This is a genomic window from Pseudomonas sp. COR18, from assembly GCF_048568395.1.
Lineage (GTDB): Bacteria > Pseudomonadota > Gammaproteobacteria > Pseudomonadales > Pseudomonadaceae > Aquipseudomonas > Aquipseudomonas fuscovaginae_B.
This window is the reverse complement of sequence record NZ_CP183808.1, coordinates 1,661,062-1,675,652: the sequence shown is the minus strand read 5'-3', so window position 1 is coordinate 1,675,652 and position 14,591 is coordinate 1,661,062. Positions and strand designations below refer to the sequence as shown.

11 protein-coding genes are annotated in these 14,591 nt (G+C 63.3%); 4 read left to right on the top strand and 7 right to left on the bottom strand.

All coding sequences use genetic code 11. From position 1 onward, the window contains the following. The first annotated feature begins 36 nt into the window (after positions 1–36). The gene (yjiA, locus tag ACM62G_RS07750) at positions 37–1,023 is read left to right on the top strand and encodes a GTPase (protein ID WP_419736964.1); all 987 of its coding nucleotides are present in this window, start codon (positions 37–39) and stop codon (positions 1,021–1,023) included. Between the two features lie 31 nt (positions 1,024–1,054). On the opposite strand, the gene ACM62G_RS07745 is transcribed toward yjiA, so the two are convergent. The 5 genes from ACM62G_RS07745 to ACM62G_RS07725 all read right to left on the bottom strand — a co-directional run bounded on the left by ACM62G_RS07745 (position 1,055) and on the right by ACM62G_RS07725 (position 9,486). Next, positions 1,055–1,732 (bottom strand): GntR family transcriptional regulator, encoded by a 678-nt coding sequence (locus ACM62G_RS07745; protein WP_416771704.1) that lies wholly within the window; start codon positions 1,730–1,732, stop codon positions 1,055–1,057. Positions 1,733–1,757: 25 nt separating this feature from the next. After that, positions 1,758–2,468: a FadR/GntR family transcriptional regulator gene (locus ACM62G_RS07740; RefSeq protein ID WP_419736963.1), complete on the bottom strand. Its 711-nt coding sequence runs from the start codon at positions 2,466–2,468 to the stop codon at positions 1,758–1,760. Between the two features lie 99 nt (positions 2,469–2,567). Continuing rightward, positions 2,568–3,881, bottom strand: a complete 1,314-nt coding sequence (locus tag ACM62G_RS07735; RefSeq protein ID WP_054063768.1) for a C4-dicarboxylate transporter DctA — start codon at positions 3,879–3,881, stop codon at positions 2,568–2,570. Between the two features lie 301 nt (positions 3,882–4,182). Next, positions 4,183–5,436 carry a serine hydroxymethyltransferase gene (glyA, locus tag ACM62G_RS07730; RefSeq protein ID WP_054059057.1) on the bottom strand — a complete coding sequence of 418 codons (1,254 nt, stop codon included), beginning with the start codon at positions 5,434–5,436 and terminating at the stop codon, positions 4,183–4,185. A gap of 198 nt (positions 5,437–5,634) precedes the next feature. Beyond that, a complete protein-coding gene (locus tag ACM62G_RS07725) occupies positions 5,635–9,486 on the bottom strand; it encodes a bifunctional diguanylate cyclase/phosphodiesterase (protein ID WP_273824841.1) in 3,852 nt (1,283 codons plus the stop codon). Between the two features lie 288 nt (positions 9,487–9,774). On the opposite strand from ACM62G_RS07725, the gene ettA reads away from it, so the two are divergent. Together ettA and gdhA are read left to right on the top strand one after the other, a co-directional pair. Continuing rightward, positions 9,775–11,439 carry an energy-dependent translational throttle protein EttA gene (gene ettA, locus ACM62G_RS07720; RefSeq protein WP_054059055.1) on the top strand — a complete coding sequence of 555 codons (1,665 nt, stop codon included), beginning with the start codon at positions 9,775–9,777 and terminating at the stop codon, positions 11,437–11,439. A gap of 259 nt (positions 11,440–11,698) precedes the next feature. After that, the gene (gene gdhA / locus ACM62G_RS07715) at positions 11,699–13,036 is read left to right on the top strand and encodes an NADP-specific glutamate dehydrogenase (RefSeq protein WP_054059054.1); all 1,338 of its coding nucleotides are present in this window, start codon (positions 11,699–11,701) and stop codon (positions 13,034–13,036) included. A 6-nt stretch (positions 13,037–13,042) separates the two neighbouring features. Here gdhA and ACM62G_RS07710 read toward each other — a convergent pair whose 3' ends face one another. Then, positions 13,043–13,537, bottom strand: coding sequence for a GreA/GreB family elongation factor (locus tag ACM62G_RS07710; protein ID WP_273824840.1), 495 nt, complete (start codon positions 13,535–13,537; stop codon positions 13,043–13,045). Positions 13,538–13,608: 71 nt separating this feature from the next. After that, on the bottom strand, positions 13,609–13,962 hold the full coding sequence (locus ACM62G_RS07705) for a hypothetical protein (RefSeq protein ID WP_054059052.1): 354 nt from the start codon (positions 13,960–13,962) through the stop codon (positions 13,609–13,611). A 244-nt stretch (positions 13,963–14,206) separates the two neighbouring features. Between ACM62G_RS07705 and ACM62G_RS07700 the strand changes: the two genes are divergently transcribed. Further along, a complete protein-coding gene (locus tag ACM62G_RS07700) occupies positions 14,207–14,566 on the top strand; it encodes a hypothetical protein (protein ID WP_419736962.1) in 360 nt (119 codons plus the stop codon). Positions 14,567–14,591 lie beyond the last annotated feature (25 nt).

Below are 14,591 nucleotides of genomic sequence, written 5' to 3'. Positions count from 1 at the left end.
CGCCGGCAAGCCGGGCTCCTACCGTTTTTCTAGCGTATGGGAGATTCGCGTTTGTCCGTTCCTATTCCCGTCACCGTCCTCAGCGGTTTTCTCGGCGCCGGCAAGACCACCCTGCTGCGCCACCTGCTCAAGGCCGAGCACGGCCTGAAAATCGCCGTGATCGAGAACGAATTCAGCGATGCCGGCATCGACACCCAACTGCTCGGTGCCGAGCCGGTGCAAGTCATGACGCTGTCCAACGGCTGCGTCTGCTGCACCATCCACACCGACCTGACCAAGGCGTTGTATCTGCTGCTCGAACGCCTGGACCGTGGTGAAATCCTCTTCGACCGACTGGTGATCGAGTGCACCGGGCTGGCCGACCCGGCGCCGGTGGCGCAGACCTTCTTCATCGATGAAGAGCTGCGCGAACGCTACCTGCTCGACGGCATCATCACCCTGGTGGATGCCGCCCACGCCGAACATCACCTGACCCAGACCATCGCCCAGGCGCAGATCGGCTTTGCCGACCGACTGCTGGTGAGCAAGCGCGACCTGGTGGACGAAGCGACCTTCGACGCCTTGAGCGAGCGCCTGACGCGGATCAACCGGCGGGCACCGATCCGCATCGTCGAGCATGGCAATATCGACCTGGCAGAACTGCTGGATGTCCGCGGCTTCAACCTCAACGCCGACCTGGGCGGTGGAGTGAGCCTGCGGCCGGTCCGCAAGGGGCACTCCATCGACCGCATTTCCAGCCTGGTGCTGCGCACCGACCAGCCGCTGGATATCGATCGGCTCAGCGAGTTCATGAACGAGCTGCTGGAGGATCACGGCAAGCAACTGCTGCGCTACAAGGGCGTGCTGAATATCGCCGGCGAACCGCGCCGCCTGGTGTTCCAGGGCGTGCTCAAGCTTTACGGTTTCGACTGGGATACCGAATGGGAAGAGGGCGCGGCTCGTGAGAGTGTCATCGTCTTCATTGCCGATGATTTGCCTGAAGAGAAGATCCGCGACGGCTTCGCCAGGATGGCGCGACTCTGACCCAGGCAGGTTGAAGAGGTGTTGGACGGGATTACCCCGCCACCAATCCCTCGAGCTGCTGCAGATAGTGGGTCATCTTCTCGATGCCTGCCCGGGCATTGTCGTCCTGGATGGCAGCGAGGATGGCCTGTCGTACCTGCCAGCCTTGGTCATGCGGTCCCGGGCGAGCGGCCAGGGCCAACCCGGTCAGCGGAACCAGCCCTTCCAGAAAGTGCATCAAGGGTACGTTACCCGCCGTCCGTGCCAGTTGCAGGTGGAATTCGCCGCCCAGCCGGGTCGCCGTGCTCGGCCGATGTTCTTCGAGGCTCTGGCGTTCCCGGGCGACCAGCATCCGCAATGAGTCGAGCGCCACTAAATCGACCCTCCCGCAAAGCAACTGGATCACCGTGCCTTCAGCCATCCGCCGCGCCTGCAGGACCTGGCGTATCTGTTCGGCATCCGGTTGGGCGACGTGGGCCCGCTGATTCGGGCGGGCGTGGATGATCCGTTGGCGGGTCAGTCGCGTCACCACGCGACGTACCTCGCTGCGGCCGGCGGTGTAGGTGCGCATCAACAGCTCCTCGCTCAGCCCTGCGGCGAAGCGTCCTTCGAGAATGTCCTCGAAAACCCGCGCATAGAGGCCGTCGGCGCCCGGCAGTGCCTGCCGGGCATGAGGCCGCCGGCGCGCGCGGGCGGCGGGGAAGGGCAGAAGTGTCGCTACGCTGTTCATGACCGGTCTCCCTTCGAGAGGTGGATTACTGCTCGATACTGCCCGGATGGTCGTCCGGAATGGTGAGTTCGATGCCCATGCGCAAGCCTTCCTGAAGAATGTGCCGGCGCATTTGCGCACTGGCCAGGGCGCTGTTCTTGTTGCGGATGGCGCGGACCACGGCTTCGTTTTCCTGCAGGCGTTCGGCCAGGTGCTCCGGCGAGTTGCGCAAGATTTCGGCGCTCTGTTTGAGGGCGTTGCCGGTCTGTTGCACCACGTTCTGGAATATCGGGTTGGAGGTCAGGGCGAACAGCTCTTCGTGGAAGGCGATGTAGGCGTTCAGCCCGGCCTCGCTGTCGTTGGCGTCCAGGGCTTCGCGCATGTCCATCAGGGTCAGGCGCAACTGGCCGACTTCCTTGCTGCTGATCGATTGCGCCACCAGACCGACGATGAACGGTTCCAGGGTGTAGCGCAGTTGCAGGATGTCCTCGAGGCTGGCCTCGGTCATTCCTTCGTGAGCCCGTACGGTTTCTGCGGCGCTGTCCAGGACCAGCACGCCCTTGCCGGGCATGGACCGCACCAGGCCAAGGGTCTCCAGCACGGTGACGGCTTCGCGCAGGCTCGGGCGGCTGATGCCCAGTTGTTCGGCCAGCTCACGCTGGCCCGGCAGCATCTCGCCCGAGCGCCACTGGCCACGGGCCAGGGCGGCGCGGAGTTTTTCCACCACTGAATTGACGACGGTCGATGAGCTGATCACGGTGCTCTCCCAGGTGAAGCGGTCAGGTCACGACCCGCAGGCAGCGCCGAGGCGGGCCCTGCCGGGTCGGTACAGGTGCCCTTCCATGGGCGTAGCGCATCAGAACTCCTGCTGATGAGCGGAGGGGTTCGGCTTTCTCGGGGTGAAGGCATAACCCTGCTGGCCTTCGAGCACCTTGTGCGCCCGCTGCAGGTCGATGTCCTTTTCCCAGCGGGCGATGGCCACGGTGGCCACGCAGTTGCCGATCAGGTTGGTCATGGCCCGGCCGATGCCCATGAACCAGTCGACCGCCAGCACCAGCACCAGGCCGACCACCGGAATCGCCGGGATCGCCGACAGGGTGGCGGCGAGGATCACCAGGGCCGAACCGGGAATGCCATGGGCGCCCTTGGAGGTGATCAGTGATACCAGCAGGATGGTCAGCAGGTCGGTCAGGGCCAGCGGAGTACCGGTGGCATTGGCGATGAAGACGATGGCCAGGGTCAGGTAGATCGAGAAACCGTCTAGGTTGAACGAGTAGCCGGTGGGAATCACCAGGCCGACCGTCGAGCTGCCGATGCCCAGGTGTTCGAGCTTGCGCATCACTTGCGGCAAAACGGCGTCCGAGGAGGCTGTACCCATGACGATCAGCAGGTCTTCACGGAAATACTTGAGGAACGGCAGGATCCGCAGCCCCGACACGCGCATCACCAGGCCGAGGATCAGCACGACGAAGGCCAGGCAGGTGACATAGAACAGGGCCACCAGGTTGCCCAGTTGCCGCAGCGATTCCAGGCCGTAGGTGCTGGTGGTGAAGGCGATGGCGCCGAATACGCCGATCGGCGCCAGGCGCACGATCATGCCCATGATGCGGAAGATCACATGGCTCAGTTCGTTGATCAGACGCGAGATGCCCGAGGCCGACTCGCCCACCAGGTTCAGGGCGCTGCCGAACAGGACCGAGAACAGCAGCACCTGCAGGATGTTGTTGTCGGCAAAGGCGCTGAGTACCGAGTTGGGGATCAGGTCCATCAGGAACTGCGTGGCCCCGCGCAGGTGCTGGCCACGATCGGCGAGGTCGCCCAGGGCGGCCTTGGACAGTTGCTCCAGATGGATGTTGGCGCCGCTGCCTATGCCGGTGGAGAAGGCCAGAATCAGCCCGATCAGCAGGGCAATGGTGGTCAGCACCTCGAAGTAGATCACCGACTTGAGGCCGATACGCCCGACCTTCTTCAGGTCGCCGGCGCCGGAAATGCCGCTGACCACCACGCAGAAGACGATCAGCCCGATCAGCATCTTGATCAGCTTGATGAAGCCGTCGCCCAGGGGTTTGAGCTGGGTTGAGTATTCGGGAAGGGTGAGCCCGAAGATGATGCCCAGCACCAATCCAAGGACGACCTGAAGGAAAATCGAACGCGAGCACCATTTGAGCATGGGGAGGATCCTGGTCGGCGTTCCTTGTCCGGACCTGTGGCCACGGCATTGGAACTTAATTGTTGTGGTCTTACCGGTATGTCCAGTGCGGGTTCAGTCTACGCCCGGATTTTCTGGGATAACAAGCGGTTTTTCGAAAAATTGGTTCGACCGGTCTGACCAGTTATCGCGCTGTGCCTTCGCTTCTGCAGGAGCAGGGCTTGTCGGGGGCGCTCCTTGAGGGGGCAGGGGATTTTCTTGAGGCGAAAAAAAGCCCGGTCATCGCTGACCGGGCTCTTTCGTGCTGCGTGATGCGGGCGTATCAGGCGCCGTATACCGGCAGCTTCTTGCAGATGGCCTTGACCTTCTCGCGAACGGCATCGATCACCGCTTCGTTGTTCAGGTCAGCCAGGATGTCGCAGATCCAGCCAGCCAGCTCGCGGCATTCGGTTTCCTTGAAGCCACGGGTGGTGACAGCCGGGGTACCGAAGCGCAGGCCGGAGGTGATGAACGGCGAGCGTGGATCGTTCGGCACCGAGTTCTTGTTCACGGTGATGAAGGCCTTGCCCAGGGCGGCATCGGCGTCCTTGCCGGAGATGTCCTGCTTGATCAGCGACAGCAGGAACAGGTGGTTCTGGGTACCGCCGGAGACCACGTCGAAGCCGCGGGCGATGAACACTTCGGCCATGGCCTGGGCGTTCTTCACCACTTGTTGCTGGTAAGCCTTGAACTCAGGCTGCAGCGCTTCCTTGAAGCAGATCGCCTTGGCCGCGATCACGTGCTCCAGTGGGCCGCCCTGGGCGCCCGGGAATACGGCGGAGTTCAGCTTCTTCTCGATTTCCGGGTTGGCCTTGGCCAGGATCAGGCCGCCACGCGGACCGCGCAGGGTCTTGTGGGTGGTGGTGGTGACCACGTCGGCGAACGGCACCGGGTTCGGGTAGACGCCAGCGGCGACCAGGCCGGCCACGTGGGCCATGTCGACGAACAGGTAGGCACCGACCTTGTCGGCAATGGCGCGGAAGCGGGCGAAGTCCAGCACCTGCGAGTAGGCGGAGAAACCGGCCACGATCATTTTCGGCTTGTGCTCGACCGCCAGGCGCTCGACTTCGTCGTAGTCGATCAGGCCGTTGGCGTCGATGCCGTACTGCACGGCGTTGTACAGCTTGCCGGAGGAGGAAACGCTGGCACCGTGGGTCAGGTGACCGCCGTGGGCCAGGCTCATGCCCAGGATGGTGTCGCCACCTTGCAGCAGGGCCAGGTAGACAGCGGCGTTGGCCTGGGAACCGGCGTGCGGCTGAACGTTGGCGTAGTCGGCGCCGAACAGTTCCTTGGCGCGGTCGATAGCCAGTTGCTCAACCACGTCGACGTATTCGCAGCCGCCGTAGTAGCGCTTGCCTGGATAGCCTTCGGCGTACTTGTTGGTCAGCACCGAGCCCTGGGCTTCCATCACCGCGGGGCTGGTGTAGTTTTCCGAGGCGATCAGCTCGATGTGCTCTTCCTGGCGCTGAGCTTCTTGCTCCATGGCGGCAAAGAGATCGGCGTCGTACTTGGCAATAGTCAAATCACGGCTGAACATGGCGGTCCTCAAGGATCGGGGGGCAGAAAGGAGGGCATTCTAACTCAATGGTCTTTATCTGGCATATGAAAGGGCATCATGTCGCAGATAAGTGGCATTCAGCTTGGATTGGCGGGGGCTATCGCGGGCAGGCAGTTGCGTAAAACCGGTGGGAGCGGGCTTGCCCGCGAATAGCGTCAGCTGTCGCGCCGCGGGCTTTCAGTCGAACATGAACAGCGCATCATTGCTGAACTGCGCCTCGAAGCGGCCCGCCGCCATCGGCCGGCCGAACAGGTAGCCCTGCACCTCGTCGCAGCCGTGTTCACGCAGGAAGTCCAGTTGCTCGTGGGTCTCCACGCCCTCGGCGATCACCGCCAGGTTCAAGCTGTGGGCCATGGCGATGATCGCCCGGGCGATCTGCGCATCCTGTTCGCCCGACGGCAGGCCGTCGACGAAGGTGCGGTCGATCTTCAGCACGTCGATAGGGAACTGCTTGAGGTAGTTGAGCGAGGAGTAGCCGGTGCCGAAGTCGTCCACCGCGATGCTCAGGCCCAGGTTCTTGAGGCCGGCGAGGATCAGCATGGCTTCGCTGACTTCGCGCATCAGGATACTTTCGGTCAGTTCCAGTTCCAGGCACGCCGGCGGCAGGCCGGTGTCGCGCAGGATGGTGGCGATGCGCGTACCCAACTGGCCGTCGGAGAACTGCCGGGCGGAAATGTTCACCGAAACCTTGGGCACGCGGACCTTGTTCTGGTGCCAGGTCTTGAGCTGGCGACAGGCCTCGGCCAGCACCCAGTCGCCGACATCCACCACCAGCCCCAGTTCTTCGAGTACCGGGATGAAGTCACCCGGCGGCACCAGGCCACGACGTGGATGGCGCCAGCGCAGCAGTGCTTCGGCACCGGTCAGGCGCTTGCCGTCGCCGCTGAACTGCGGCTGGTAGTAGAGCACGAATTCGTTCTGTTCCAGGGCGTGGCGCAGGTCGCTTTCCAGCTCCAGGCGCTCCAGGGCGCTGGCGTTCATGTCGGCCTGGTAGAACTGGAAGTTGTTCTTGCCGCGCTCCTTGGCGTGGTACATCGCGGTATCGGCGTTCTTCATCAGTTGGCTGAGCTCGCTGCCGTCCTGCGGGCTCAGGGCGATACCGATACTGGCGGTGACGAAGAACTCGCGGCCCTCGAGCACGAACGGCGTGACCAGGCTGGTGAGAATCTGTTCGGCGACGTGAATCGCCCGGTTCAGAGCCATCTCGCGGGTCGCCCGTGGCTGCAGCAGCAGGGTGAACTCGTCGCCACCCATGCGCGCCACGGTGTCGTCCTCGGCGACGCAGGCCAGCAGGCGGGTGCCCATTTCCTTGAGCATGCGGTCGCCGGCGGCGTGGCCGAGGGAGTCGTTGATCGGCTTGAAGCGGTCGAGGTCGAGGAACATCAGCACCACCCACGCCTTCTGCCGCTCGGCCTGTTGCAGCGCGGTGTGCAGGCGGTCCTGGAACAGCGTGCGGTTGGGCAGGTGGGTCAGGGCGTCGTAGTAGGCCAGGCGGTGGATCCGCTGTTCGCTGGCCTTGCGCTCGCTGATGTCGCTGAAGAAGCACACGTAGCTGGCCAGGTCGCCCTCGTCGTCGAGCACCGCGGTGATGCCGACCCAGGCCGGGTAGTGCTCGCCGCTGCGGCGCTTGAGCCAGACTTCGCCTTCCCAGGTGTTGTGCTGCTCCAGTTGCTTGAGCACGTAGCGCAGGTGGGCTTCCTGCTGGTCGTCGACGGTGAGCATGTTGGGCAACTGGTCCAGCACGTCGGACACCGCATAACCGCTGACGCGGCTGAAGGCCTCGTTGGCCTGGACGATGTAGCCGGCCGGGTCGGTGATCAGGATCGCCGAGGTCGAGTGCTCGAATACCGTGGCCGCCATGCGCAGGTCTTTTTCCGCCCGGCGTTGCTGGCTGATGTCGCGGCCGACGCCGAGAATGCCTTCGAACGCGCCGTGCTCGTCCCAGACCAGCACCAGCCGCAGTTCGATCGGGATCTTGCGGCCGTCGGCCCGCAGGCAGTCGAACAGGAACAGTTGGGTCTGGACCTTGCTGCGCAGTTCGGCCAGTTGTTCGGGTTTGTCCAGGGCCTTGCTGACCCGTTCCATCAGTTGATAGATGCCGGTCAGTTGCGCCGGGTTGGCGATGGTCGAGTGCCAGCCGTGCTTGAACACCCAGTCGGCGTCATAACCGAGGACGGTCTGCACCGAAGGGCTGACATAGTTCAGCTGCAGCGTGCTGTCGGTGGAGAAGATCACGTCGCTGATGCTTTCGGCCAGCATCCGGTAGCGTTGTTCGCTGTCGCGCAGCGATTCGCTGGCTTCGATCTGGTCGGTGATGTCCTTGGCCACGCCGATGATCCGCGTGACCTGGTCGTACTTGTCCCGGGCCAGGGCCTGTTCGCGGATCTCGAAGCGCCGCCACTGGCCGTCGCGGTGGCGGAAACGCAGCTGGCACTGCAGCAACTGGCTGTAGCCGGCGTGGCGCTGCTGGTGGCGCAGGCGGTGATAATGCTCGGCATCCTCCGGGTGCAGCAGGATCTCCCAGAAGTATTCGCCCATCTGGTGCAGCTCGCTCTTGCTGTAGCCGAGCGTCTGACCCAGGTGGTGGTTGCTGAAGATCATCCGCTGGCTGATCACGTCCTGGACGTAGAGGTGGTCGGGCACCGTCCTTACCACGTCCGACCAGAAGCCTTCGCGTTCGAGCAGCGACAGTTCGATCAGCTTGCGACTGGTGATATCGCTGATGCTCAGGATCACCGCGTTGTAGTCGCTGGGGTCTTCCGGCAGGCGCAGCACCAGCCACAGGTGCTGGTCCTGGCCGTGGGCATCGGTCTGCTTGATTTCCAGTTCCAGCTGGCTCTGCCGGTTGATCAGCGCATCGACCAGCGGATAGCCGATGCCGGTGACCTGGTTCGGGCAGCCCTCGATCAGGCAGCTCCAGGCGCTTTCGCGGGAGTCGACATTGAGCAGGCGCAGCGCGACCAGGTTGATTTCGGTGATGCGCAGTTGTTCGAACAGCAGGCGGCGATGTTGCGGGTCGTGGGCGACCCACTGCCTGAGGCTTTCGCTGTCGCCCAGTCGATGGTTTTCCAGGAACCCCGGCAGGCTGGAGAGATCGAGGACGCACAGCGCCACGCCGGTGCCTTCGAAGATTTCCTGGTAGCGCCGGCGGCCTTCATGCACCTGGCGCTGGCGGCGCCGCATGTTGATCAGCGCCAGCACCGGCAGCATCGACAGGCCCAGGCCCAGCAGGCACTTGCCGATCAGGGCCGGCAGCAGTTCCTCGAGCATCTTGCGCTGGTCGAACAGGCCGCGCAGTTGCCAGTCGCTGTTGGACAGTGGCGCGATCAGCACGCTGTTGGCCTCGTCATCCGGCTGCAGCACCGACGGCCGCGGACTGATGTCGTTGTGGCGGCTGAGCACGCGATGGTTCAGGCGGTTTTCGATCACCCAGGTCGGGCGGAATTTCTGTTCGGTCTGGCGGGTCAGGCTCTGGAACAGACTCGGCCCCAGGCGCAGCGCCCAGTAGCCGTTGGTCTCGCCGGTGGCCTGGCGCAGCAGCAGGTGGACGATCGAGCCATCGTCGTCGTTGGTGAAGTAGTAGGCCTGGGTGCGGTTGCTGTGCCGGACCAGTTCGCTCAGGTAGTCGATGTCACGGCTGTCGGTGGCGCTGTCGCTGATCAGGTTACCCTTGATGTCGAACAGGGCGAAGCTCTGGATGGAAGGCAGGGACAGGCGCAGTTTGCCGAGCAGTTGCTGTTGCTGCTCGGGGGTCTCGGGTTTCTCGAAGATCGGCAGCAGGTTGGCGGCGATCTGCGCATCGAGCTTCATGTTCAGGCTGATGTGATCGGCCAGCTCGGCGCTGTAGTCGATACTGTACTGGCGCTGGATCTTGCGGGTCTGCTGGAACTGGTCGATCAGTTGCCAGAACAGTACGGCGAGCATGAGCAGCACCAGGATCGCCAGAACAGCCTTGATTGTGCCGCGCAGGGGCGTGCCGGACACCTGGCGGGATGCGCGCGCGGACGATGGCGGGTTGGCGTTGCTCAAACTGTGATCCTGCGGTTGGGCTGGATTGGCGCGACGTGCACTATAAGCCGGACGCCCGAAGGGCGGCTAGCATGCCTTGACTTGTGGCAAAGTGCCAGCCCTGTTCCGCCCGGTGGTTTGCCCTGGTGCACACATTCAGGTAATTTTACCTGTTACGCGGGCGTTTTTGCGCTCCCATAGTTGACGCAGGATTGGCGCTGCATTCGATGATGCATAACGCATGCCGCGCAATGCTGCCGGCCCGGGCTGCGCCTTCATATTTCATCAGTCACTGACGCTAGGTTCTCCATGGCTCAATACGTCTTCACCATGCATCGGCTGAGCAAAGTTGTGCCGCCGAAGCGGGAAATCCTGAAAAACATCTCCCTGTCGTTTTTCCCGGGCGCCAAGATCGGCGTCCTTGGCCTGAACGGCTCGGGTAAGTCCACCCTGTTGAAAATCATGGCCGGCGTCGACACCGAGTTCGACGGTGAAGCGCGGCCGATGCCGGACCTGAATGTCGGCTACCTGCCGCAGGAGCCGCAACTGGATCCGACCAAGAGCGTGCGCGAAGTGGTCGAGGAAGCGGTCAGCGTGATCAAGGATGCCCAGGCCCGCCTGGACGAGGTCTACGCCGCCTACGCCGAGCCGGATGCCGACTTCGACAAGCTGGCCGCCGAGCAGGCCAAGCTGGAAGCGATCCTGCAGGCCAGCGATGGCCACAACCTGGAGCGCCAGCTCGAAGTCGCCGCCGACGCGTTGCGCCTACCGGCCTGGGATGCCCGTGTCGAACACCTGTCCGGTGGCGAGAAACGTCGCGTGGCCCTGTGCCGCCTGCTGCTTTCGGCTCCGGACATGCTGCTGCTCGACGAACCGACCAACCACCTGGACGCCGATTCCGTCGCCTGGCTGGAGCACTTCCTGCACGACTTCCCGGGTACCGTGGTGGCGATCACCCACGACCGTTACTTCCTGGACAACGTTGCCGGCTGGATTCTCGAACTCGACCGCGGCGCCGGTATTCCGTACGAAGGCAACTATTCGGGCTGGCTGGAAGCCAAGTCCGAGCGTCTGGCCCAGGAATCCAAGCAGCAGTCGGCTCACGAGAAGGCCATGAAGGAAGAACTCGAGTGGGTGCGCAAGGGCGCCAAGGCACGCCAGTCGAAATCCAAGGCCCGTCTGCAGCGCTTCGAGGAAATGCAGTCGCAGGAATTCCAGAAGCGCAGCGAGACCAACGAGATCTACATCCCGGCCGGTCCTCGCCTGGGCGACAAGGTCATCGAATTCAAGAATGTCACCAAGGGTTACGGCGATCGCGTCCTGATCGACAACCTGTCGTTCAGCATGCCGAAAGGCGCGATCGTCGGTGTGATCGGGGGTAACGGTGCCGGTAAATCGACACTGTTCCGCATGCTGATGGGCAAGGAGACTCCGGACTCGGGCAGCATCGAGATCGGTGAAACCGTGCAACTGGCCTGCGTCGACCAGAGCCGCGAGGACCTGGACGGCAGCAAGACCGTGTTCCAGCAGATCTCCGACGGTTCCGACCAGATCCGCATCGGCAACTACGAGATCCCGTCGCGTACCTACGTCGGCCGCTTCAACTTCAAGGGCGGCGACCAGCAGAAGTTCGTCAAGGACCTGTCCGGTGGTGAGCGCGGTCGCCTGCACCTGGCACTGACCCTGAAGGAGGGCGGCAACGTCCTGCTGCTCGACGAACCGTCCAACGACCTCGACGTCGAAACCCTGCGTTCCCTGGAGGAAGCCCTGCTGGACTTCCCGGGCGCGGCCATCGTGATCTCCCACGACCGTTGGTTCCTGGACCGTGTGGCCACCCACATCCTGGCCTATGAGGACGATTCGCAAGCGGTGTTCTTCGAAGGCAACTACACCGAGTACGAAGCCGATCGCAAGAAGCGCCTCGGCGACGCAGCGGCCCAGCCGCATCGCGTACGGCACAAGAAACTGGCCTGATCGGGCCGGCTGTGGAAAAAAGCGGAGCCTTCGGGCTCCGTTTTTTTATGCCCGCCTTTGCGCTGTTTCCGCTTTGGTGCGTCGTCGTGCTCTCCTGCGCTTTTAGGGTGCTTCCAGGGCCTGATTCACCCATGGATTTACATAAAAAGCACCATTTAAATTCATAAGTGCGACATTTTGCACTGTCATAGTGCCAGATCAGTTGCTAAAGTCCGGGTCGACTTATTGAAAACGACAACTCATTGACGAGACCCTTCCCATGATCGAATCAGTCGACCACTTCCTTGCCCGTCTGAAAAAACGCGATCCGGACCAGCCGGAATTCCACCAGGCGGTGGAGGAGGTCCTGCGCAGCCTGTGGCCTTTTCTGGAGGCCAATCCGCACTATCTGACCTCGGGCATCCTCGAGCGTCTGTGTGAGCCGGAACGGGCCATCACGTTTCGCGTGTCGTGGGTCGACGATCAGGGTAAGGTCCAGGTCAACCGTGGCTTCCGCATCCAGATGAACAGCGCTATCGGCCCGTACAAGGGCGGCCTGCGCTTCCATCCGTCGGTGAACCTCGGCGTGCTGAAGTTCCTCGCCTTCGAGCAGAGCTTCAAGAACGCCCTGACCTCACTGCCGATGGGCGGCGGCAAGGGCGGTTCGGACTTCGACCCCAAGGGCAAGAGCGATGCGGAAGTCATGCGTTTCTGCCAGGCGTTCATGAGCGAGCTGTATCGCCACATCGGTGCCGATGTGGACGTGCCGGCGGGTGACATCGGCGTCGGCGCCCGGGAGATCGGCTTCCTGTTCGGCCAGTACAAGCGCCTGGCCAACCAGTTCACTTCGGTACTGACCGGCAAGGGCATGAGCTACGGCGGCAGTCTGATCCGTCCGGAAGCCACCGGCTTCGGCTGCGTGTACTTCGCCGAGGAGATGCTCAAGCGCCAGGGCGACCGCGTCGAAGGCAAGCGCGTGGCGATCTCCGGCTCCGGCAACGTCGCGCAGTACGCGGCACGCAAGGTCATGGACCTGGGTGGCAAGGTGATCTCGCTGTCCGACTCCGAAGGCACGCTGTACTGCGAGGCCGGGCTGACGGAGGAACAATGGCAGGCGCTGATGGCGCTGAAAAACGTCCAGCGCGGTCGGATCAGCGAACTGGCGCAACGTTTCGGCCTGGAATTCCTCGCTGGTCAGCATCCATGGGCCCTGAGCTGCGATATCGCGCTGCCGTGTGCGACCCAGAACGAACTGGATGCCGAGGCGGCCCGGACCCTGCTGCGCAATGGCTGCATCTGCGTGGCCGAAGGCGCGAACATGCCGACCACCCTGGAGGCTGTGGATATCTTCATCGACGCCGGCACCCTGTTCGCCCCGGGCAAGGCCTCGAATGCGGGCGGCGTGGCGGTCAGCGGCCTGGAAATGTCGCAGAACGCCATGCGCCTGCTGTGGACCGCCGGTGAGGTCGACAGCAAGCTGCATGGCATCATGCAGTCGATCCACCATGCCTGCGTGCACTACGGTGAGGAGAACGGCCGGGTCAACTACGTCAAGGGCGCGAACATCGCCGGCTTCGTCAAGGTCGCCGAGGCCATGCTGGCCCAGGGCGTGGTCTGAGTCTCTCTAGGCCGGGTCGATCCGGGTGATCTCGATCATCCGGTCGCCGGCCGGACGCCTCCACAACACCTCATCGCCGAGGCGCGCCCCGAGCAGCGCCCGTCCCAGCGGCGAGCCCCAGTTGATCAGGCCGCTGGCGTAGTCGGCCTGGTCTTCCCCCACCAGTTGCACCCGCTGTTGCCGGTCCTGTTCATCGACGAAGGTCACCTGGCTGCCAATCTGCACGACTTCGCTGGAGGTCGCCGGCGCGGCGAGTTGGGCGCTGGCCAGGCGCTGGTTGAAATAGCGCAGGTCGCGTTCGATGTCGGCCAGGCGCTGTTTGTCGGCCTGGTCGCCCAGGGCGCTCTGCTGGCCATGCTCGCTCTGCAGGGCGGCGACGCGTGCCTGCAACTGGGCCAGGCCCGTCGGGGTGACATAGTTGGGTTGGGTGCTGACCTGGCGCTCCACCGGCTGGCTGGCCTGGGCGGCGGCACTGTCTTCATTGACGAAGGCGCGACTCATGGCGTTCTCCCTTGACTGGCATGGGCAGCATGCTCGCAGGATCCGGCAGGTGATGGTTGCCCGAAAGCGACCTATTGCGAACGGTAGGCCCTTGCCGCATCGCGGTCCTTTTCCTGTTGCCAGGCACGCTCGCGCTCATCCCAGTGGCGGTCCTTGTAGGCCTCGCGGTCTTCGTTCTCGCGCATCGCCTGGCACTGGCGGAAACCGTCGTCCCAGCCGGTGGCGTACTCATGCTGCTGGAGGTAGCGGGGCACGTTTTTCCTGAATTGACCGGTGATGGCCCCGGCAGCTTGCCGGCCGCTGGCACAACCGTCGTCGAAACCATCGGCGAAGGCCGGTGGATAACCTTGCATGAGCAGATGGTCGCGGGTCGACTCGCACCCGGCGAGTGCGATCACCACGCCCAACAACAGCCAACGCCACATTCCGACACCCTGATTGCCTGACCTGCCTGTCGTTGAGTGTAGGCCGTTCTTTGTCAGTAAGGCGTGAAGGCGCGGTCGCGCGACGGTTGTGATTGAGCGGTTTGTACCCTCGGCGGGTAAATTTTTCCGGCACGAGTCGTCATCTTTCGATGTAGGGTAATAGCGAGCCGACCGCTCTAAGTCGGTTGTTTCAGCCTCGCGCGAAGGCGCGGGGACGTGTGTGGTCAAAGAAAGAGAGTTGTGTATGAGTTGTTTCAAAGCCCATGGCATGGGTGTCGGCCTGACCTTGTCCGCCTGCGTTGCCTTGGGTGAGCCTCTTCCCGAGAGTTCCCTGCTGGATCGTTATGGCATGACGGTGGACGATCTGCCTGCTGCCACCGTGACACAAGCCCCCAAGGCGGCAGTCGAGGAGCCCGCCAGTCTGTTTCAACTACAACCTGAGCCGCCCCTGGTGGATATTCGCCTCGGCGAGCAGAAAGAGCTGGAGAGTGTGGGTAACATCACCATCGACAACATGCTCAGGCGCGATCAGGAGCATTGCCTGCGTCTGCTGGGGCAGTCGCTGGAACGCGACCCCGGGCGTACGAAACTGAAATGTGACTGACCCGGATGGGCATGTCGTGGCCCGC